19 protein-coding genes are annotated in these 20,039 nt (G+C 68.7%); 5 read left to right on the top strand and 14 right to left on the bottom strand.

The features are described 5' to 3' along the window. Positions 1-2: 2 nt before the first annotated feature. The 4 genes from D4739_RS06515 to D4739_RS06500 all read right to left on the bottom strand — a co-directional run bounded on the left by D4739_RS06515 (position 3) and on the right by D4739_RS06500 (position 4,490). Complete coding sequence (locus tag D4739_RS06515) at positions 3-1,274, bottom strand: glycoside hydrolase family 32 protein (protein WP_120059809.1); 1,272 nt, start codon at positions 1,272-1,274, stop codon at positions 3-5. Next, positions 1,271-2,194, bottom strand: a complete 924-nt coding sequence (locus D4739_RS06510) for a carbohydrate ABC transporter permease (RefSeq protein ID WP_120059808.1) — start codon at positions 2,192-2,194, stop codon at positions 1,271-1,273. Before D4739_RS06510 ends, D4739_RS06515 begins: the two co-directional genes overlap by 4 nt. After that, a complete protein-coding gene (locus tag D4739_RS06505) occupies positions 2,191-3,129 on the bottom strand; it encodes a carbohydrate ABC transporter permease (RefSeq protein WP_120059807.1) in 939 nt (312 codons plus the stop codon). Before D4739_RS06505 ends, D4739_RS06510 begins: the two co-directional genes overlap by 4 nt. Positions 3,130-3,197: 68 nt before the next feature. Continuing rightward, positions 3,198-4,490 carry an extracellular solute-binding protein gene (locus D4739_RS06500; protein WP_220699249.1) on the bottom strand — a complete coding sequence of 431 codons (1,293 nt, stop codon included), beginning with the start codon at positions 4,488-4,490 and terminating at the stop codon, positions 3,198-3,200. A gap of 134 nt (positions 4,491-4,624) precedes the next feature. On the opposite strand from D4739_RS06500, the gene D4739_RS06495 reads away from it, so the two are divergent. Continuing rightward, positions 4,625-5,683: a LacI family DNA-binding transcriptional regulator gene (locus D4739_RS06495; RefSeq protein ID WP_120059806.1), complete on the top strand. Its 1,059-nt coding sequence runs from the start codon at positions 4,625-4,627 to the stop codon at positions 5,681-5,683. A gap of 16 nt (positions 5,684-5,699) precedes the next feature. Here D4739_RS06495 and D4739_RS06490 read toward each other — a convergent pair whose 3' ends face one another. After that, the gene (locus tag D4739_RS06490) at positions 5,700-6,656 is read right to left on the bottom strand and encodes a family 43 glycosylhydrolase (RefSeq protein WP_220699248.1); all 957 of its coding nucleotides are present in this window, start codon (positions 6,654-6,656) and stop codon (positions 5,700-5,702) included. A 209-nt stretch (positions 6,657-6,865) separates the two neighbouring features. Here D4739_RS06490 and D4739_RS06485 point away from each other — a divergent pair, with 209 nt between their 5' ends. Together D4739_RS06485 and D4739_RS06480 are read left to right on the top strand one after the other, a co-directional pair. Continuing rightward, entirely contained in the window at positions 6,866-7,819 is a 954-nt protein-coding gene (locus D4739_RS06485; RefSeq protein WP_220699247.1) for a patatin-like phospholipase family protein, read from the top strand. Between the two features lie 14 nt (positions 7,820-7,833). Further along, positions 7,834-8,118, top strand: a complete 285-nt coding sequence (locus tag D4739_RS06480; RefSeq protein WP_120059804.1) for a Dabb family protein — start codon at positions 7,834-7,836, stop codon at positions 8,116-8,118. Positions 8,119-8,125: 7 nt separating this feature from the next. Here D4739_RS06480 and D4739_RS06475 read toward each other — a convergent pair whose 3' ends face one another. From D4739_RS06475 to D4739_RS06465, 3 genes are all read right to left on the bottom strand, one after another. Beyond that, positions 8,126-9,109 carry an NADPH:quinone oxidoreductase family protein gene (locus D4739_RS06475; RefSeq protein ID WP_120059803.1) on the bottom strand — a complete coding sequence of 328 codons (984 nt, stop codon included), beginning with the start codon at positions 9,107-9,109 and terminating at the stop codon, positions 8,126-8,128. A 97-nt stretch (positions 9,110-9,206) separates the two neighbouring features. Further along, the gene (locus D4739_RS06470) at positions 9,207-9,671 is read right to left on the bottom strand and encodes an SRPBCC family protein (RefSeq protein ID WP_120059802.1); all 465 of its coding nucleotides are present in this window, start codon (positions 9,669-9,671) and stop codon (positions 9,207-9,209) included. Then, entirely contained in the window at positions 9,668-12,733 is a 3,066-nt protein-coding gene (locus D4739_RS06465; protein ID WP_220699246.1) for an MMPL family transporter, read from the bottom strand. Before D4739_RS06465 ends, D4739_RS06470 begins: the two co-directional genes overlap by 4 nt. Before the next feature lie 59 nt (positions 12,734-12,792). Between D4739_RS06465 and D4739_RS06460 the strand changes: the two genes are divergently transcribed. Beyond that, entirely contained in the window at positions 12,793-13,371 is a 579-nt protein-coding gene (locus D4739_RS06460) for a TetR/AcrR family transcriptional regulator (protein ID WP_120059801.1), read from the top strand. 35 nt (positions 13,372-13,406) lie between these two features. Here the strand turns inward: D4739_RS06460 and D4739_RS06455 are convergent, their stop codons facing one another. Next, positions 13,407-13,868 carry a YiiD C-terminal domain-containing protein gene (locus D4739_RS06455; protein ID WP_120059800.1) on the bottom strand — a complete coding sequence of 154 codons (462 nt, stop codon included), beginning with the start codon at positions 13,866-13,868 and terminating at the stop codon, positions 13,407-13,409. Further along, positions 13,865-14,776: an oxygenase MpaB family protein gene (locus D4739_RS06450; RefSeq protein WP_120059799.1), complete on the bottom strand. Its 912-nt coding sequence runs from the start codon at positions 14,774-14,776 to the stop codon at positions 13,865-13,867. Before D4739_RS06450 ends, D4739_RS06455 begins: the two co-directional genes overlap by 4 nt. A 97-nt stretch (positions 14,777-14,873) precedes the next feature. On the opposite strand from D4739_RS06450, the gene D4739_RS06445 reads away from it, so the two are divergent. Beyond that, the gene (locus D4739_RS06445) at positions 14,874-15,863 is read left to right on the top strand and encodes a Gfo/Idh/MocA family protein (RefSeq protein ID WP_120059798.1); all 990 of its coding nucleotides are present in this window, start codon (positions 14,874-14,876) and stop codon (positions 15,861-15,863) included. 16 nt (positions 15,864-15,879) lie between these two features. Here D4739_RS06445 and D4739_RS06440 read toward each other — a convergent pair whose 3' ends face one another. The 4 genes from D4739_RS06440 to D4739_RS06425 are packed head-to-tail and all read right to left on the bottom strand — an operon-like array spanning position 15,880 to position 19,987. Then, a complete protein-coding gene (locus D4739_RS06440) occupies positions 15,880-16,821 on the bottom strand; it encodes an ROK family glucokinase (protein WP_120059797.1) in 942 nt (313 codons plus the stop codon). 28 nt (positions 16,822-16,849) lie between these two features. Then, positions 16,850-18,103 (bottom strand): sugar ABC transporter permease, encoded by a 1,254-nt coding sequence (locus D4739_RS06435; protein ID WP_120059796.1) that lies wholly within the window; start codon positions 18,101-18,103, stop codon positions 16,850-16,852. After that, on the bottom strand, positions 18,096-18,905 hold the full coding sequence (locus D4739_RS06430; protein ID WP_120059795.1) for an ATP-binding cassette domain-containing protein: 810 nt from the start codon (positions 18,903-18,905) through the stop codon (positions 18,096-18,098). The genes D4739_RS06435 and D4739_RS06430 overlap by 8 nt, the downstream gene beginning before the upstream one ends. 14 nt (positions 18,906-18,919) lie before the next feature. Further along, a complete protein-coding gene (locus D4739_RS06425; protein WP_120059794.1) occupies positions 18,920-19,987 on the bottom strand; it encodes a substrate-binding domain-containing protein in 1,068 nt (355 codons plus the stop codon). Positions 19,988-20,039 lie beyond the last annotated feature (52 nt).

Below are 20,039 nucleotides of genomic sequence, written 5' to 3'. Positions count from 1 at the left end.
AGTCAGGAGAGGTGCCACCACGCGAGGCGGCTCGGCTCGTCAGCAACCGGTCGGAAGCCGCCGGCGACGTCGGTGAGCGGCAGTCCGACGAGACCACCCGAGGCGACGACCTCCAGGACCTGGGCATCCGCGATCACGCGGAGCGTGGGCGCCCGGTGCTCAACCATGACCGGGTCGGCACCGGGCACCGTGACGGTGAGCACGCCGTCAGCGATGGCGAGGTCGGCCCGGACCGCACAATCCGGGCCGACCAGACTGAGGTGGTCGATGCCGCGCGGGGACCACTCGAGGTCGAGCGCCGTTGCGGGCTCGTCCCCATCGGGAGCGGTGCGCACCGCGGCAACGGACGGATGCGGCGTGAGGACGATCCGACCGTCCTCGTCGGACACGACGTACGGCACGCTGATCGCACCGACCCACGTGCCGGGGTCCATGATGTCGCGGATCCAGAAGAGCACGCAGGGGCGCCCGTCGACATCGGCGAAGTGGCTCGCGGCGTAGTGGCCCGAGGTGCCGGCGGTCAGGGTCTGCCACTCCCCCTGTGCGAAGCGCCCGTCGACGTAGATGCCCGCGGTCGCTGCGACATTCAGGGTCACCCCGTGGTTCCAGACCGAGACGATGAGGACGTCCGATTCGAGGCCGCGTGTGCGTTGCACGAGCTGCGGGCACTCCCAGGCAACACCGGTGTAGGGATCGGCCGTGGCCGGCCGGGTGGTCAGCAGGCCGTCGTACTCCCAGTTCTTCATGTCCGGGGAGCGGTAGACCGCAACGCCGGCGACTTCGTCGGAAGTGCCCTGGCCGACGAGCATCCGCCAGTGGTCGCCTTCGCGGAAGACCACCGGGTCGCGGAAGACCGCATCGCCCTCGCGCGGTCGGACGAGAACCTCGCCCTTGCGCCAGACGACAAGGTCCTCCGACACCGGGTAGGCAGCACGGACCAGTGACCGGTCGAGATTCTCCTCCTGCGCCGCGGTATAGAGCAGGACGGGTACGCCGTCGTCCCCCACCACGGCGGAGCCGGACCACACACCGACCTCATCATCGTCAGGAAAGAGCGCGATCGGATGGACGTCCCAGTGCAGCAGGTCGGTGCTGGTGGCGTGGCCCCAGTGGCAGTCCGGGCGCCAGGTCAGTGAGCCGGGGACGTACTGAAAGAACAGGTGGTAGGTCCCGTCGAGGTGGATCAGGCCGTGGGGGTCGTTCATCCACCCCTCAGGAGGCGTGAGGTGGAGCGCGGGTCGCAGACCGTTCCGAGAATGGGTCGCCACGCTCATCCCTTCACTCCGCTGGACGCGATGCTGCCGATGAAGGAGCGCTGGAAGGCGAGGAAGAGCGCCAGCACGGGGATCGTGATCATGCTCGAGTAGGCCATCATCGGGCCCCACGCGACGTTGAGCTGGAAGAAGTAGCTGACGCCGAGCATGACCGGTCGAAGCTCCTCGGTCTGCACCACCATGAGCGGCCAGAGGAACGAGTTCCAGGCCGGCAGAAACGTGAGGATCGAGACGGACGCGATGGCCGGACCGGAGAGCGGCATGACGATACTGCGGTAGATGCGGAACCAGCTCGCACCGTCGACGCGCGCCGCCTCGTCGAGCTCCTTGGGGATGCTCTGGAAGTAGGAGTAGAAGAGGTAGATCGAGAATGCGTTCGCTACGAACGGAAGGATCTGCACGCGGTAGGTGTCGATCCAGCCCTCGGTCCACAGGATCGTGAACCCCTGGTGGGTGAGCCACGGCAGGTGGTTGACCCACCAGAGCAGCGGCAGGGCGAACGTCTCGAACGGCACGACGAGCGTGGCGAGGACCAAGCTGAGCACCAGCCCGCGGCCCTTCCACTGGAGTCGCGACAGGCCGAAAGCCGCCAAGCTGTTGATGAACAGTCCAAGCGCGACCGTCACCACGGACACCATGATCGAGTTCAGCAGGAACCGGAACGCTGGCACCGTGTCTAGGGTCGTCCGGTAGTTCTCGAGTGACAGGTCGCCAACCGGCAGAAACGCCTTGAGTGAGCTCATGTCACTGAAGATCTGCTCGTCCGGCTTGAGCGATGAGACCAGCATGAAGACAATCGGGAACGCGAAGAACATGCCGAGGAGCAGACGACCGACGTTCATGCCGATCATGCGGCCGGTGATCTTCCGTGCCGGCTTCGGAGCTCGCCGCGAGCCAGCGGCGGCGGTGGTCGTGGTCATCGGACGTCCTTGTCTCGCGTGAGGAATCGCTGGAGCAGGGAGATGGACAGCACGAGGGCGAAGAAGACCAGCGAGATCGCCGAGGCATAGCCGGTTTGCTGCTGCGAGTAGCCAGTGCGCACGGCCTGATAGACGACCGTCGAGGTCGAGTCGAGCGGGCCACCGCTGGTCATGACCTGGATCTGTGCAAAGAGGCCGAGTGCCGCGATAGTGATCGTGACCAGGATGAAGGTGCGGGTCTCCTTGAGTCCCGGCCAGGTGATGAAGCGGAACTTGTCCCACTCGCTGGCACCGTCGAGGGCGGCAGCTTCGTACTGGTCGCTCGGGATGGTTTGGAGGCCGGAGAGCCAGATGACCATGTGGAACCCCACTGCCTGCCAGATCGACATCACGATGATGGCGGGCATCGCGGTGGAGGTGTTGTTGAGCCAGTCCGTCCCGTCGACGAGGTTGAACGTCACCATCTGGAGCAGGTTGTTGACCAGGCCCTGCGGGGCGTACATGAAGCGCCACAGGATCGACACCACGACGATCGAGGTCACGACCGGCACGAAGTAGAGGGTGCGGAAGAAGTTCTTGGCGCGACCCTGGCCATTGACCAGGATGGCGAGCAGCAACGCGAGGGCCGACTGAACGGGCACGACCACGATCGCGAAGAACGCGGTGTTGCGGAGCGACTTCCAGAACAGCGGATCCTCGAAGAGTCGCTGGAAGTTGTCGAGCCCGGTGAACTGGGTCGGCTCCGGAGAGATCAATCGGGCGTTGGTGAACGCGAGGGTGAAGCAGAGCCCCACCGGGATGAAGAAGAAGACCACCAGCAGGAACAGCGCCGGTGCCGTGAAGGTAAACCCGACCCAAGAGCGGGTCTTGGCCTTGCTGCGCGTGCCACTCGGCGCACCGGCCGCAGCGGCTTGGGGGGCAAGCGTGGTGGACATCGATCCTCCGGACGATGGGGGCGAGGCGGGCGACAGCCAGTCATTGGGCCGCCGCCCGCCCCACCGGGTCAGTTGCCGTAGTTGTCGTTGGCCTTGAGGTCGGCATCGATATCGGTCACGGCCTTGTCGAGGATCTTGTCCGCGTCACCACCGGCGATGATGTCCTGGGCAGCCTTGGCAAAGGTCGAGGTCAGGTACGGATAGCCGGGGGTGATGGGACGCAGCTCGGCGAACGCAGCGGACTCGTCGAGGAAGAAGCGCTTCGAGCCGCCCTCTTCCCAGCCGTTGCCGGCGATGGCGGCGGCCTCCTCGGTGGCCGGGACGACGCTCTGCTTGTCGGCAAACTCCGCGAGGTACTTCGGGTCGAGAGAGAACGCGAGGTAGTCCATTGCCGCGTCCTTTTTGGCGCAGCTGGAGCTGACGGCCCACTGCCACGAACCGCCACCGATCTTGGGGCCGTTGCCGAAGTCCGGCGGCGGCAGGGCGACGCCATCCTTGACCTCGCCGAGCGGGCCGGCGTTCCAGATGCCCGTCCAGACCATGGCGGACTTGCCGTTCTGGAAGTCCGCGAACGCGTCAACGCTGGACTTCGCGGGCGCGTAGCCCTTCGTGACCATCCCGCGGAACCATGCGGCCCACTTCTTCGCGGCATCACCGTTGAGGACGCCGTCCGCAGTCTTGTAACCGTCGCGGTCGATCAGGTCACCGCCAAAGCTCTGCAGGAACGGGGAGTAGCCGTAGGTCCACCACTCCGTGCCCGAGTCTCCGGTGCCCAGGTCGAAGGCGTGGTCGTAGTCACCGGACTTCTTGATCTTGTCCAGGGCGCTCTCGAACTCAGCGGCCGTCCACGGTTCCTCGACAGTCGGGATCCGAACGCCGGCCTTCTCAAGCGCGTCCTTGTGCGCGAAGACCGCAAGGGCAGCGTCGTAGTAGCCGATCGAGTAGAGCTTCTCCTGATAGATGCCCTTCGTGCTGTCGAGGTTCTTGTCCACCACTTCCTGAGGCAGGTCGAGCGGAGCAAGGAAGCCCGAACGAGCCCAGCTCGCTACGTTCGGTGCGTCGGTGTCGAGGATGCACGGGAGCTTCTTCGAGGTCGCCGCGGCGGTGACGGCCGAGTTGTAGGACTCCTGTGGGAAGGCCTTCACATCGACGGTGTACTGGTCCTGGCTACCGTTGTAGTCCTTGACGATCTGCTTGACGATGGCAAGCTCTGCCTTGTTGCCGCCGTTGTGCGTCCACAGGGTCAGGGTGTTGGCGTCGCCGCCACCAGTGCCGGCCTTTGCGCAGCCGGTGGCGATCATCGCGGTGGCGCCGGCAACAGCCACAGCCTTCACGATCGAACGGGGCAGGTGCTGTCCCACGGGGTCCTCCTGGAGATCGGCCTCCGCCTTGTGACGGATGACACATGAAGAAACGTTTCTGCAACAGTGATACAACGTTTCTTCGATGTCAAGACCCTCGATGTAGATTTCCTTCCACGCCTCAGGAGGTGCACATGTCCCCGTCTTCTCGCCCCACGCTCAAGGACGTCGCCGCGCGTGCCGGGGTGTCGATCACAACGGTCTCCGTGGTGCTCAACAAGCAGCGAGACGGCGTGCGGGTGCCGGAGTCGACGCGCGACCGCGTCCAGAAGGCCGCCGAGGAGCTCGGCTACCAGCCCAACGAGACGGCCCGGGGACTGAGGCGCCGCAGCAGCCAAGCGATCGGGTTCCTGTCCGACGAGGTCACAACCACCCCGTTCGCGGTGGCCATGCTCGCAGCAGCCCAGGACGAGGCCGCCGACAACGGGCAACTCCTCTTCACACTGAACATCGGGAAGTCACCGAGCCAGGCGGACCTTCAGCGGGCAGTCGACTCCCTGGTCCAGCACCAGGTTTCCTCGCTCGTGGTCGCGCACATGTACCACAAGGAAGTTGACCCGATCCCGTCACTGCCGGACTCCACCGTCTTCCTGAACTGCCGGGCAACGAGCGGCCATTTCCGCTCGATCGTGCCCGACGAGACCACCGCTGCCTACACAGCGACCCGCGAGCTCATCGACAACGGCCACCGCCGCATTGCCTACCTCGACGACGCCACCGGCACCGCCGCCTCAAAACTGCGGCTGGCGGGCTACTTCCAGGCACTCACCGAGGCCGGCATCACCCCGGATCCGGACCTCCACGTCCGCGTGACCCCGCTCGTTGCGGGCGGCGTTCGCGGAGGGGAACTGCTCGACCTTCCCGAAGACGTGCGCCCGACCGGCGTCTTCTGCTTCAACGACCGCGCGGCCATGGGGTTCTACCGGGCCGTGCGCCAGCGTGGACTTTCCGTGCCCAACGACATCTCTGTCGTCGGCTTCGACGACCAGGAGTTCATCGCCTCCGAGCTCGACCCGCCCTTGACGACGATGCAGCTTCCCCATGCAGGCATGGGGAAGCTCGCCATCAAGGTCCTGCTTGGCCAGGACACGTCGTATGTCGCATGGGAGCCCAACGGCGACGGCAAGGTCGTCCGGATGCAATGTCCGATCGTCCGACGCGAGTCGGTCGCGCCACCGCCGGCAGCTGGCTGACGCACACACGCTCGGCTCAGGCCCGCAGCACCAGACCGTCGCCGTCCCACTCGACCGTCATCGGATCGATGATCTCGCCCACGAACTCGCCGTCGACATCGGTCACGAAGGCGAGGAACTTCGTCTCGCCCGTGTCGCGGTCGCGGATCAGCTTGCCGACGTACAGCTCCTTGCCGCCGATGCGCTGCGCATTCGCGAGGTCGAACGGACCGAGGGCGGACTCAGCCCGGGCGTACCAGACACCGCTGGTCGCCTCGCCGGCCCGCTCGCCATAGATGTGCTCGGCGCCCGTGCTGAACATGAGGACATGACGACCGTCGATCTCCTGAGTCTGGACAACCTCGATCTGCCCGAATCCCTCGCCCGGACTGGTCAGCGGTCCGCGGTGCTCCCAGCGCTCGAGATCGGGCGACCATGCATGCCCAACGACACCGCGATCGACACCGTCATCCGGTCCTCCGGCTCCGTGGTTCGCACGCGCAGTGATCAGCATGTGCCAACCGTCGCCATCAGGGTCGGCGAACACCCAGGGATCGCGAAAGGCCTCGTCGTGCCACAGCCCGGCGCCGAAACGCTCGTACCACTTCGGGTCGGCCTCAAGAACGAAGTGGCCTACCTTGTCCCAGCTCATCAGGTCGTCCGAGGTGGCGTAGCCGATCCGTTGGATGTTGGAGCCCCCCGGCGCGAGGGTCGAACCCGTGTAGAACATGAACCACCGGCCGTCAGGGTGGCGAACGACGGAGCCGGTCCAGGTGGCGAGGTCGTCCCACGCCGGCGCATCGCTTCGGACCATGACGTCGGGGACGCGCTCCCAGTTGGTCAGGTCGTCAGAGACCGCGTGGCCGATGGACGCCCGATAGTGGCGCGCGTTCGGTTCCTTGAGCGCACGCGACGCAAACAGGAAGAACACGTGATAGCGCTCGCCGTCGTCGAGGAGCCAGAAGTCCCAGACCCAGCTTTCAGGTAGACGCAACACAGCCTTGCTCCCAGCGCATCCGGCCCGGTGATGTGCCGGGCCCTCGGTCAGATTGGCGTCGATTGTGTCGACGGATCTCGTGCCTGCGGTGCGCCGCCCAGGTCGCTGAAGCGGGCACACTTTCGCAGGCCGACAGGAGAACGCTACCGGAGGATTTCCCTCTGCGGAATCGTTTCTTCACTTGGTGGGACAGCTACGCTCGCTGCGTGGTCAACACCCCCGCACTGCCCTCGGTCGAGGATCTGATCGTCAGCCGTCGCGACGCGGGAAGCGTCGCCGGTGCGCGTGACGACGAGTGGCGGGTCGCGCTGGCGATCGAAGGTGGCGGCAACCGCGCGGCGTACTCCGCGGGGATGGCGCTGGCCCTCGACGAGCTCGGCCTGACGGGCTCGTTCGACGCGGTGTACGGCACGTCGGGCGGGGCGCTCAACGCGGCGTGGCTGCTGACCGGCGAGGCGCAGACGTGGCTGCCGTCGTGGGCGTCACCCGATGTCGCGGCGGCGGGGGTCACCGACCCACGTCGCCTGCTTTGCGGCGGGCCGCTCGTCGACCTGAACGTCCTGATCCACGGGGTCTACGAACACCTGACGCCGATGGACTTCACGGCCATCCTCGCCAACCCGGTGACGTTGCACCTCCTCGCGACGGACGCCCGAACCGGCGAGGCAGCCGACCTCGCGCCGTACATCACCGACCAGGCCTCCCTTCAGACCGCTCTGCGCGCAACGGCCTGCATGCCCCTGCTCGCCGGGCGGCCGGTTCGGCTCGGTGGGCGCTCCTGGCTGGACGGTGGGCTGGCGGAGGCGGTGCCCTATCGCACCGCACTGGACCAGGGCGCGACGCACGTCCTGGTGCTGCGGACCCGGCGGGAGGACCAGTCTCGATCGGGATCGGCGGTGGAGCGGGCGCTGCTCGCGCCGTACTTCGCGGCGTTCGGTCGCGGTGCGGGGCGGAGCCACGGCGCGGGCCACGTGACCTACCGGGAGGACGACGAGCGCCTGCGCGAGCTCGAGACCTCGAACCAGGTGCGGTTGACCCAGGTGAGGCCGCCGAGCGGCGCGCACGACGTCTCTCGGCTCTCCAGCGACCTCGACAGCATCAGTGCGGCGATCGCCGTCGGGCGTACGGCGGTCCGCTTGCTGCTCAACGTCGAGGGCTGACTAGCCTCTGGGGCATGTCGAACGATCGCGTGCTCCGCCACGTCATCCTGTTCCGCCTGCACGAGGGCGCTGACGCCGACCGCGCGCTGGAGCTGCTGCGCAGCTTCCGGCCGCCGGGCACCCTCAAGTGGGTGATCGAGCGGTCCGTCGACGAGCGCAAGGGTGTGGTGATCGTCGAGGACTCGACGTTCGTCGACGAGGCCGCCCTCGACGCGTTCCGGGTGTCGCCGGACCACGCCGAGGCGGTCGCGTTCATGCGGGACAACGCCGACTGGACCGTCGGCGACTGGTGGGAGTGAGTCGCGCCTACGGGGCGTAGACCACGCGCCCGACAGTGACGCCGTCCCCGAGTCGCTGGATGCCGTCCGCGAGGTCGGTCAGCGAAAGGCGCTCGCTGACCAGCGGCCGGATGGCGCCGCTCGCCGCCAGGGCGCTCAGCGCGCGGTGCGCCTCGGCGACAGCCGGCGGGTCGTAGAGGTTGTAGAGGCCCCAGTGCAGCCCGACGATCGAGTAGTTCTTCACGAGCGCGTGGTTGAGCGCTGCGGACTGGATGTCGCCACCGGCGAAGCCGACGATGAGGATCCGGCCCTCGAACGCGATGCACTTGGTCGAGCGTTGGTAGGTCTCGCCGCCCACCGGGTCGTAGATGACGTCGGCGCCACGGCCGCCGGTCTCCGCCTTCACGACCGCGACGAAGTCCTGGGTGTGCCGGTCGATGACGACGTCGGCACCGAGCACCCGCGCCACCTCGGCCTTGGCCGGTCCGCCGACGACGGCGATCACGCGGGCCCCCGCGGCCTTGCCCAGCTGGATCGCAGCGCTGCCGACGCCACCGGCACCGGCGTGGACGAGCAGGGTCTCCCCTGCCTTCAGCTGAGCCCGGCGGTGCAGGCCGAACCACCCGGTCTGGTAGCCGATGAAGAGCGAGGAGGCCTCTGCATCATCGAGCTCGGGCGGAGCCGGGAAGGAGATGCCGGCATCCATGACCGCCAGCTCCGCGAAGCCGCCATGCGGTAGGACGCTCGGCCCGATGATCCGGTCGCCGACCGCGAACCCGGTGACGCCCTCACCGAGGGCCAGAACCTCGCCGCAGAGCTCGACGCCGGGCGTGAACGGCAGATCCGGCTTCACCTGGTAGAGCCCCCGGCACATCAGCACGTCGGGGAAGTTGGCCGGCGACGCGAGCACCCGGACCAGGAGCTGACGCGGCCCGGGCTGCGGGTCGTCGACCTCGACCAGCTCGAGCACGTCCTTCGGTTCACCGAGCTCGCTGACTCGCCATGCCTTCATGCCGGATCCTCCATCTGGTCGAGCGGGCGGTGACCTGCCCCCGCCGCTGCATCGTGGCTGTGCTGACAGTCAACCGCAGGACCGGCGAACACCGTCGTCAGGCAGAGCCCTCGGAGGCGAGGTGCCGGTCGAACAGGCCCAACGCCAACCAGAACGCGGCATGGCCCGCCGCCTGTCCGACCACCTCCACCGGGCGCAGCAGGCGCGAGTCCGAGACACCGAAGGTCGAGGTCCACGTCGCCTTCGTCCCTGACCCAACGGGACCGGGCGCGAACTCGATGCGGCCGGAGTCGTGCCGGAACTTCACGGTCGCATCGCGGATCCGGTAGTCGAACCGGTACGGCGCCTCGCGCTGGAGGCCGACCACCTCCTCGACGATGAACCCGCCCGGGAAGCCGACCCGGCGCTTCAGGCCGACATCGTCGCGAGAGACCATGCCGCCCCGCAGGATCTCGACCTTCACCCCGGGCACCGAGGTGAGCCGGTCGGAGTCGAGCAGCATCGCGAACAGCTCCTCAGGCGCGGCCTTGAGGGTGCGCCTGACGACGATGGTCCGGGTCATGAGTGAGCTCCTTGCGTGTTGGCCCGCGGCCACCAGAGCCGGGGTCCGAGGAGTGCCGCACCCGCGGGTACGACCAGTGTGCGCACGACGAACGTGTCGAGCAGCAGTCCTACTCCGATGGTGAACCCGATTTGCGACAGCGTCAGCACGCTGCCGGACATCATCGCGAAGAGGCTCGCCGCGAAGATGACACCCGCCGCCGTGATCACACCGCCGGTCGCCGTGACCGCCCGGGCGATGCCGGCGCGCGAGCCGTCCGGCGCCTCCTCGAGCATCCGCTTCATCAGCAGCAGGTTGTAGTCCGCTCCGACCGCGACGAGCAGGATGAACGCGATCGTGGGAACACTCCAGTCCATCGGGCGATCCATCCCGATCTGCCAGACCAGGGTGCCGAGCCCCATCGCCGCGGCGTACGAGAGGCAGACCGACGCGAGCAGGAAGCCCGCGGCCACCACGCTGCGCAGCAGGACGAGCAGGATCAGGAAGACACCGAGCAGCGCGACCAGGGCGATCAGCCGGAAGTCGGCGGTGTTGAACTCCTCCAGGTCCGCCATGATCGTGGCGATGCCCGTGGTGGCCACCTCGCTCCCCTCGAGCGGGGTGCCGCGGAGCCCCTGGTGCGCCGCTTCGCGGACCTCGAGGGCCCGCTCGGTCGCGGACCGGTCGAACGCATCGGTGTCACCGAGGACGACCATGCGTGCGGTGTGCCCGTCGGGCGACAGGAAGAGCCCGCTGGCCAGGGCGAACCGGGAGTCGGTCATCGCCGCCGGAGGCAGGTAGAAGCCGCCGATCGCGGGGTCCTTCGCCGCCTTGCCGGTCTCGTTGAGGTACGCCGCGGCCTGCTCGAGTCCGCTCCGCAGCTCGGTGACCGACTGCGCCATCTCCTCGGTGCCGCCCTCGACCTGGCGGCTGCCATCGGCCACCTGCTCGGCGCCGTCGGCGAGCTCGCCGAGCTTGCTCTCCATGGTCCGGGAGCCCGCTGCGAGCTGGTCGGCGCCCTCTTCTGCGCGGGTCAGACCGGCGTCGATCTGGGCCAGCCCGGTCTGCAGGTCGACGGTGCCGTTCTCGATCCGGCGCGCAGCGTCTGCCGCCTGGCGGAGGCCGGGCAGGAGGCGGTCCCGCTCGCCTTCGTAGATCTGGCGGATGCCGTCACGGGCACCGCTGCAGTAGGGGTCGATGCCGCAGGTCAGGCTGCGCCGCAACGCGTCGTACGCCGCGGCGAGGCCGTTGACGGCGACCGTCGTCTGGTCGTACGCCGAGTCCAGGCCGTCGGCGAGCCGGGCCGCCCCTGCACGGAGCTGTCCGGTTCCGGCCAGCGCCTCTCCGCTGCCGTCGGACAACCGGGTGACTCCGGACTGGAGCTCGCGCACACCGGCCAGCAGGCGGCCCGCGCCGGCGACCGCCTGGTCGGCACCCGAGGCCACCTGACCAGCCCCGGTGCTGAGCTCGCCGGCACCTTCTGCGAGCCGGTGCGCGCCCTTCTCGCCAGCGCGGACCTCCTCCCCTGCGCCCGTCAGCCGGCTGCCGACCTCGCCGGCCTGGTAGCCGAGGGAGGCTTCGGTGATCGTCGTGCCGAGCGGACGGGTCACGCCACGAACAGAGACGACCCCGGGAGTCCGCGCGACCGCCGCCGACATCTGCTCGAGTGCCGCGAGGTCGCGGGCATTGCGCAGGTCGCGGTCAGCGCTGACCAGGATGTAGTCGGGGAGCGTCTCGTTGAGCGGGAAGTGCGCCTCGAGAAGGGCGTAGCCGACGTTGCTCTCGGTGTCGTCCGGCTGCACGACGCGCTCGTCGAAGCTCGGCTTCATCGCGGGATAGAACACAGCCAGGAGCACCAGCGGGAGCAACCCTGCGACCAGCACCCGGCCGGGCCGCGACACCACCATGTCGGCGAGCCGCTGCCACCCGGTGGCTGCGGCGGGACGTGCTCGGGGGTCGAGCCAGCCGCGCGCTCCAGCAAGGCCGATCATGGCCGGCATCCAGGTGAGCGACAGCGCGAGCGTGACGACGATGCCGACCGCGATGGCGGGACCCGTGGTCAGGTAGATGCCGACGTCAGCCAGCGCCATGCAGGCGTTGGCAAGGACCACGGTCAGCGCCGATCCGATGATCACCGAGGAGACGCGGCTGGATGCCACGGCGGCTGCCTCGCGGGCAGGCATACCCAACCGTCGCTGCTCCTGGAACCGGCTGACCATGAAGATCGCGTAGTCCGTCGCGGCTCCCAGCACCACGGCAGTCAGGAAGGACGCGGTGAACGTGGACACCTCGAACGCGTGCCCGCCCAGGAGTGCCGCCGTGCCGCGCGCAGCCGCCAGGGCGACGCCGATGAAGCCGAGGATCAGGGCCGTGACGACGACAGACCGGTAGATCAGCATCAGGATCAGTGCGATCAGTCCCACGGTCACGAAGGTGATCTTGAGGATGCTGTGCTCCACCTCGGTGGACATGTCGGCGATCGTGGCTGCGGGGCCGGTCACGGCGACGTTCAGCCCGTCCGGACGCTCTTCTCGGGTGATGTCGCGGACCGCCTCGATCTGCCCGAGCGCGGAGGGGGCTCCGATGTCCCCGGGCAGGCCGACCTGGACGTAGACGGCCTCCTTGTCCTTGCTGGTGACCGCGGCCAGGATCTCCGGCTTCGAGGTGACGTTCTGGACGAAGGAGACGTTCTCGGTGTCGTCGCGCAGGCGCGGAAGAAGCTCCTTGAAGAACCTGTCGTCCGCAGCCGTGAGGCCTCCGTCGCGCTCAAGGACGACGAAGACGATGCCGACGCTCTTGCCGTTGCCGAACTCGCGGTCCATCTTGCCGAGCGCCTGGACCGCCGGGGCCTGCTTGGGCACGATCGGCGTCGAGTCCTGCGCAACGACCTGCTCCAGCTGCGGCACGAGCAGGTTCACCAGGCCGACCAGCGCGAGGCACGCGAGCAGGACCCGGACGGGGCGGCCGACGCAGAAGCTCGCCAGCTGCGACATCCAGCGGCTGGGTTCGTGGTCCATGGGGTGCTCCTCGTTGAGGCCGTACGACGGTGCGTCGGCGATCGCCGGGCACTGGTGGCCGACCATGAACTATGACAGAATACATAGTCAAGAGAGGCGCATCACAGCGTGAAAGGATCACGTCCATGCCCAGCACCAAGCCGCCCGCAGGACGCACCCGCGACCGCATGCTGCTGAGCGCCGTGACGCTGCTGCGCGAACGCGGAGTCAACGGCGTGACGCTCGACGCGGTTCTCGCGCACAGCGGCGCACCCCGAGGCTCGATCTACCACCACTTCCCCGGGGGCCGGGAGCAGCTGGTCACCGAGGCGGCCGAGCTCGGCACGAGCTTCATCGCCGCGATGATCGACCAGGCGGGCGCGGACGCCGAGCTCGCCCTCGACCGGTTCGTGGGGTTCTGGAAGGACTCCCTGGTCGAGTCCGACTTCCGCGCAGGCTGCCCGATCGTGGCCCTCGTCGTCGACGGCCACGGGCAGCCCGAGCTCGACGCGCTGGCCAGCGCGGCCTTCACGCGATGGGGCGAAGGCCTGACCAGCATGCTGCTCCAGCGCGGGATGGCGCCTGACGAGGCGAACCGCCTGGCCAGCGCGACGATCAGCGCAATCGAGGGCGCCGTGATCCTGTCCCGCGTGCAGCGGTCCATCGAGCCGCTCGACCACGTCGCCGAGCTCCTGCGCCATCGGCTGACGGCCGTCGCGCCCTGATCTCCGGTCGGGCCCGGAGCGCCGATCCGGGGCCGCTACCTCGCGAGCAGGACGTACTTCCCGACGGTGCTCGCGACCTCGAGGCCATTGCTGTCGGTCAGTGACGCCTCGAGGGTGAACCAGACCTTTCGCTCGCCCGCCGCGATCTCGGACCGGACCCGCTCGACCTCCTCCTCCGACAGCTCTGTGGACGCGCAGATCGCGCCCAGCGCAGGCTTGCGGAACCTGATCTGCACGTCGGCAACGATCGGCACGTAGCCGGCCATCTCCCAGGTCACGAGCGGCAGCAGGCCGCCCAGGACCTCGGCGAGCGAGAAGAGCGATCCCGCGTAGAACATCCCGGCGTGGTTGACGTTGGGCTCCTGCGGCGCCTCGACGGCAGCGACTCCCGGCGCCAGCTTCAGGACCGTCACGCCCATCGCACCCAGGATCGGGACCTGGCTGGCGATCAGGCCAGTGAACTCAGCAAGCTGGCCCACCCCGTTGTTGTTGCTCATGCGCTGGCTCCGGTCTCGTCGTGATCAGTCATGGGGGTCTGCGGCTCAGCGGCGCGTTGGTGGACCGGGCATCCAGGGGCGAACGTGCCCATCTGCTCGACCACGAAACCGTCCGGGTAGGTCTTGATGCGCGGCATGTCACGGACCAGGAAGGGCTTGCGCCGACGCGGCATCAGGGCCACGAACCGGGCGCGCAGCCGCAGGCCGAGCACCGCGATCCTGCGCGCCAGCCGCCCCGGCTCCCGCAGCCGGAACGCGCTGATCAACGGCTCGTCCATGAGCGCCCGGCTGAACAGCAGCACGGCACGACGGAGCGGTCGCGGGTAGAACGACGCCATCAGGTCGAGTGTCGCCACCGCGACCCTCCGCGCACCCGGGTCAAAGGCGAAGTGTGCCGCCTCGTAGTCGTCCATCAACCGCTCGAACGCGGCGTACGTCGCGGGGATCTGCTTGATCCCCAGGTGTCGCCCGAGCTCCTGGTAGTAGCGGACCGCGGCCAGCACCTCCGGCTCGGTCAGGGCGCGCCAGCCGAACCGGTCGATCCAGCGCTTGGGCACCACCACGAACGTCGCGAGCACGTAGACCATGTCGTCATTGCTGATGTCGTGCATGTGGTGCATCTGGTTGATGCGCCGGATCGCCGCCCGGCCGCTCAGGCTGTCGAAGCCATCGAGCAGCGGCACCTCGAGCAGCAGTGCTGTGTCGTCGTACCGCTTCTGCGTGGTGCCCCCGAAGGCAGAGGTGCGGTCCAGCAGCCCGCCGATGCTCGGCACCGCGAAGGTGCGGAAGAGCGCGAAACTGAGCGCCTGGGTCAGGTCCCAGGGGAAGTCGTACGTCGCAAGGTTGCGGACGATCTGCGCGTAGTCCTTCTCGGGATCGAGACCGGTGTTGCGACTCTGCTTGCCCATGGGCCCTCCTCGGTGACCCCTCAAAGTAGCACTCTGACAACATCCGTTGTCAACGCTCGATTCGATCTACCCACGAGTCACCCCTAGCGTCGTCGGCATGATGATCCGTTGGGGCATTGCGAGCACGGGCAAGATGGCCGAGGGATTCGTGCGCGACTTCGCCCACGTGCCCGATGCCACGATCACCGCGGTGGGCTCCCGCCGCCCCGAGTCCGCAGGCGACTTCGCAGCCAGGCACGGCATCGCGACTGCCCACGGCTCCTACCGCGCCCTCGTCGAGGACCCTGACGTCGACGTCATCTACGTCGCGACGCCGCACCCCCAGCACCATGCGATCGCGAGGGCAGCGATCGAGGCCGGCAAGGCCGTGCTGGTCGAGAAGGCGTTCACCGCGACCCTCGCCGGCGCCGAGGACCTGGTCGGGCTGGCCCGCGAGCGCGGCGTCTTCTGCATGGAGGCGATGTGGACCCGCTTCCAGCCGATCGTCGAGCACGCCCGCGAGCTCATCGCGGCCGGCGAGATCGGCGACGTGCGCATGGCACAGGCCGACCTCGGCGCCTTCCGCGCGTACGACGCCGAGGACCGCCTCTTCGCACCCCACCTGGGAGGTGGCGCAACCCTCGACCTGGGCGTCTACGTCGTGTCGATCGCGGAGCACTTCCTGGGCCGCCCGGACCGCGTGCACACTGCCGGGACGCTGTTCCCCAACGGTGCCGATGCGAGCGTCAGCATCCTGCTCGGCTACGACAACGGCCGCTCCGCCTCACTGCTGGCCAGCCTCGAGGGCGAGACCCCCGGACGGGCCGTGGTCGCCGGGACCAAGGGGTCCATCGAGCTGGTGCCGCGCTTCCACCACCCCGACACCCTGATCCTGCGTCGCAACGGCCAGCCGGCCGAGACGATCGTCCGCGCGCCCGTCGGCCGGGGCTACTGCCACGAGGCAATCGAGGTGAACCGCTGCCTGTCCCTCGGCTTGACCGAGAGCCCGGTCATGCCGCTCCAGGACACCCTCGACGTCCAGTGGACGATGGAGCAGGTGCTCGGCCAGCTCGGCATCACCCACACCGAGGACCCCACCCCGATCTGATCGCCTCGGCGCCCGTTCAGCCGCTCGCGTGGGCCAGGTCCGCCGCGCCGACCAGTCCGCCCTCGTCCCGGAATGCCGCGACGCGGATCTGTGGCGGGACCGGGCCGACCAGCTCGGCCCTGACCACCTTCTCGACCAGCGGGAGGAGGTAGTCGCCGTCGGTGGCCATGCCTCCACCGAGCACGACGACTGCAGGATCGAGAACTGCCACGAGGCTGGCGATGCCGAGCCCGAGGTCACCGGCGAGCTGCTCGACGAGCTGGACCGCCAGCGGGTCACCGTCGCGAGCAAGTGCCGTGACGTGCTCACCGTGGATCCGTGCCGGGTCACCGCCCGCCCGCGCCACCAGGGCGACGGAGCGATCCGGCATGGTCGCCGCGGCATGCCGCGCGCCACGCGCAAGGGCGCTCCCCGAGGCGTACTGCTCCCAGCAGCCCAACCGCCCACACCCGCACGGGAGACCGTCGGGCACGAAGCGCAGGTGGCCGATCTCGGAGGCGAAACCGTTGGACCCGCGGACCAGCTTCGAGCCGGAGACGACGGCCCCGCCGATGCCGGTGCCCAGGGTGACCATCAACAGGTCTGATGCCCCCATGCCGGCACCGAAACGGTGCTCGGCCCACCCCGCTGCGTTGGCGTCGTTCTCCACGACGACCGGCAGTGACAGCGCCCTGCTCAGGCGATCGCCGAGCGGGTGGTCACGCCAGACGAGGTTGGGCGCGAAGCGGACCGTGCTGCGGTCCGCGTCGACCAGTCCGGCCGCGGCGACACCGACCGCGTCCACCGGAAACTCCGACGCCAGCTCGGCGACGAGCTCGATGACGTCGCGCTCGATCGCGGACGCGTCGTCGGGAGTGGTCGGGCGACGGGACCGGGCGAGGATGCGCCCGCTCCCGTCGACCACGCCGGCCGAGATCTTCGTGCCTCCGATGTCGAGCCCCACGGCGTACGACGGCACGGAAGGCTCCCCCGCCGACGACGCCGCGCTAGCCGCGTCCACTGCTCGCGCGCGCCCGGCGCGACACGGAGTCGATCGCGACCGCGAGCAGGAGCACGCCGCCGGTCACCATGAAGCGGACCGAGGAGTCCACGTTCACGATGTTCAGGCCGGTCTGGATGGCCTGCAGCACGATGATGCCGAGCATCGCGGCGTACGCCGATCCGCGGCCGCCGAAGAGGCTCGTGCCGCCGATGACCGCCGCTGCGATCGCTGTCAGGTTGGTGTCGGTCGTGCCACTCGACTGCGAGACCGACGTCAGCAGGCCGGCGCTCATCAGGCCGCCGAACGCAGCCAGCGTCGAGCAGAGCACGAACACCGACAGGTAGGTCCGGCCGACCCGGATGCCCGAGCGCCGCGCGGCCTCCTCGTTGCCGCCGACCGCGAACAGGTGCCGTCCCCAGCTGGTCTTGCGCAGCAGCAGGTCGAAGACGACCACGAGGGCAGCGAAGAGGACCCACACGTAGCTCCAGCCACGGTCGATGTTGAGGTACGACGTGAGCCAGAGCAGGCCGGCACCCAGCAGGCCGGTGCGGACCAGCACCACGCCGAGCGAGCCGGTCGAGAGTCCGGCCTTCGTGCGGCGCCCCCGACCGAGCAGCTGCGCGCCGAGCGACGCCAGCACCAGCGCGGAGACGATGACGTAGGAGAGGGCGTCCGGGACGAAGCCGAACTTCGCGAACTGCACCAGGCCCGAGTCGCTGGGGAGATTGATCGTGCCGTGGCTGCCGAGGACGTAGAGGAGTCCACCCTGGAAGGCCAGCAGGCCGGCCAGCGAGAACACGAAGCTCGGCACGCCGAGCTTGATGTAGAGGACGGCGTAGACGACGCCGATCGCGGCGCCCACGGCGATGCCCGCCAGCAGGCCGAGCAGCATGGCGTGGCCCTGGTCGACGACGAAGACGGCCATGCAGGCCGCACCGAATCCGGACACCGACCCGACCGACAGGTCGATCTCGCCGAGCAGCAGGACCAGCACGATGCCGAGCGCGATGATGCCGACCGGCGCAGCGAACTGCGTCATCGAGACCAGCGTGTACGACGACAGGAACCGCGGGTCCTGCGCGTAGAAGACCGCGCAGATCGCGATCAGTCCGATGACGACGGGCAGGCTGCCGAGCTCGCCGCCACGGAGTCGGTTCCAGAAGACGTGGACGTAGCCCTTGAGCCCCTCGTCGCGGATCAGCCGCTCGTCGAGCAGGTCAGCGGGGACTCCGTTGACGGCTTCCTTGACCTCACTCATGGGTGCTCTCCTCCTCACGACGCTGCGCGCGGGCAGCGACGACGTTGTCCGACGCGCCCGTGATCGCGGCGACGATGGCCTGCGTGCTGGCCTCCTCGACCTTGAACTCGGCCGCGTTGCGCCCGAGTCGGAGCACGACGATCCGGTCCGCCACAGCCTGGACGTCAGCCATGTTGTGGCTGATCAGGATGACGCCGCGTCCCTGCTCCTTGAGCCGCTCGATCAGGTTGAGCACCTCGGCGGTCTGGGCAACGCCCAGCGCCGCGGTCGGCTCATCGAGCATGACCACCTTCGGATCGCCCACCAGCGCACGCGCAATGGCGACCGTCTGCCGCTGGCCACCCGAGAGCGACGCGATCGGGAGTCGCACCGACGGGATCTTGGCCGAGAGCGAGCGCAGCAGTCGCCACGCCTCGGTCTCCATCGTGACCTCGTCGATCACGACACCGCCGAGCTTCTTCTCCTGCCCGAGGAACAGGTTGGCGACGACGTCGAGGTTGTCGCACAGCGCCAGGTCCTGGAAGACGGTGGCGATGCCCATGGCCTGGGCCTGCGCCGGCCCGGGGACCGAGACGACGCTCCCGTCGAACTCGATCGTGCCTCCGTCGGGCTGGTAGACGCCCGCCATGATCTTCACCAGCGTCGACTTGCCGGCGCCGTTGTCGCCCACGAGCGCCACGACCTCCCCGGCAGCGACCTGGAGGTGCACATCGGTGAGCACCTGCACCGCGCCGAAGCGCTTGCCCACCCCGGTGAGGGAGAGCACGCTCTCCCTCACCGGGGCCTCAGCGAGCTGAGTCATTGACCGTCCGCCCGTCAGCTGATGCCGGCGGCTTCGCAGGCCGCGGCGTACTCGTCGGTGCAGATGTCCTCGACCGAGTAGAAGCCGTCCTTGACCACGGTCTCCGCGACGTTGTCCTGGGTGACGACGATCGGGTCGAAGATGTAGGAGGCGACGCCGCGGAAGTCGGTGGTGTCCGAGGGCGTCTCGCCGTTGACGAGGGCGACCGCGAGCTCGGCGGCCTTGTCGGCCTCGATCTTGATCGGCTTGTAGATGGTCATCTCCTGCTGGCCGGCGACGATGCGCTGGATCGCGGCGAGCTCGGCGTCCTGACCGGTGATCGGGGGCAGCGCGTCCTCGGCGACGCCGGCGCCGGTGAGGGCGGCGACCACGCCACCCGCCTGGCCGTCGTTGGCGGCGTAGACGCCCTTGATCTCGCTGGCGTCGTACTTGGCGAGCTGGTCGCCGGTCCACTTCTGGGCGTTGTCCGGGCTCCAGTCCGGGTTGTCGTACTCAGCCAGGATCTTGACTCCGGCCTTGTCGAGCGCGCTGTGTGCACCGGCCTTGAACTGTGCGGCGTTCGGGTCGCTGGGCGAACCGTTGAGCATCAGCAGGCCACCCTTGTCGCCCATCGCCTTGACCAGTGCCTCGCCCTGCATCCGGCCGACCGTCTCGTTGTCGAAGGAGAGGTAGTAGTCGGCCTTGTCGATGAACCGGTCGTAGGCGACGACGGTCGCGCCTGCGTCCTGCGCGGTCTGGACCATGCCGCCGGCTCCGGCGCCGTTCACCGGGTCGAGCACGATCACGTCGGCGCCCTTGGACACGGCACTGTCGACCTGCTGGGCCTGCTTGGCCTCATCCTGGTCGGCGTTGTAGTAGTCGACGTTGCAGTCCGAGCACAGCTCGGCGACCTTCTTCTCGAACAAAGGCTTGTCGAAGGCCTCGTAGCGCGTCGTCTTCGACTCGGGCAGCAGCAGCGCGATGGTCTTCGCGTCCTTGTCGCCGCCCTCCTGGGCGTCGTTGGCAGCGCAGGCGCTGAGGCCGGCCGCGCCGATGACAGCGGCTACGCCGAGGGTGATGACACGGCGGACGGGTGCAGACACGGGTGCCTCCTGGATGAGGGGTGAGGACCGGCCCCACTGCGGGGCGGTCTTT

Source organism: Nocardioides cavernaquae (assembly GCF_003600895.1).
GTDB classification, from domain to species: domain Bacteria; phylum Actinomycetota; class Actinomycetes; order Propionibacteriales; family Nocardioidaceae; genus Nocardioides; species Nocardioides cavernaquae.
Note: the sequence above shows the minus strand (reverse complement) of the source record. Positions and strands in the feature narration are given on the sequence as shown.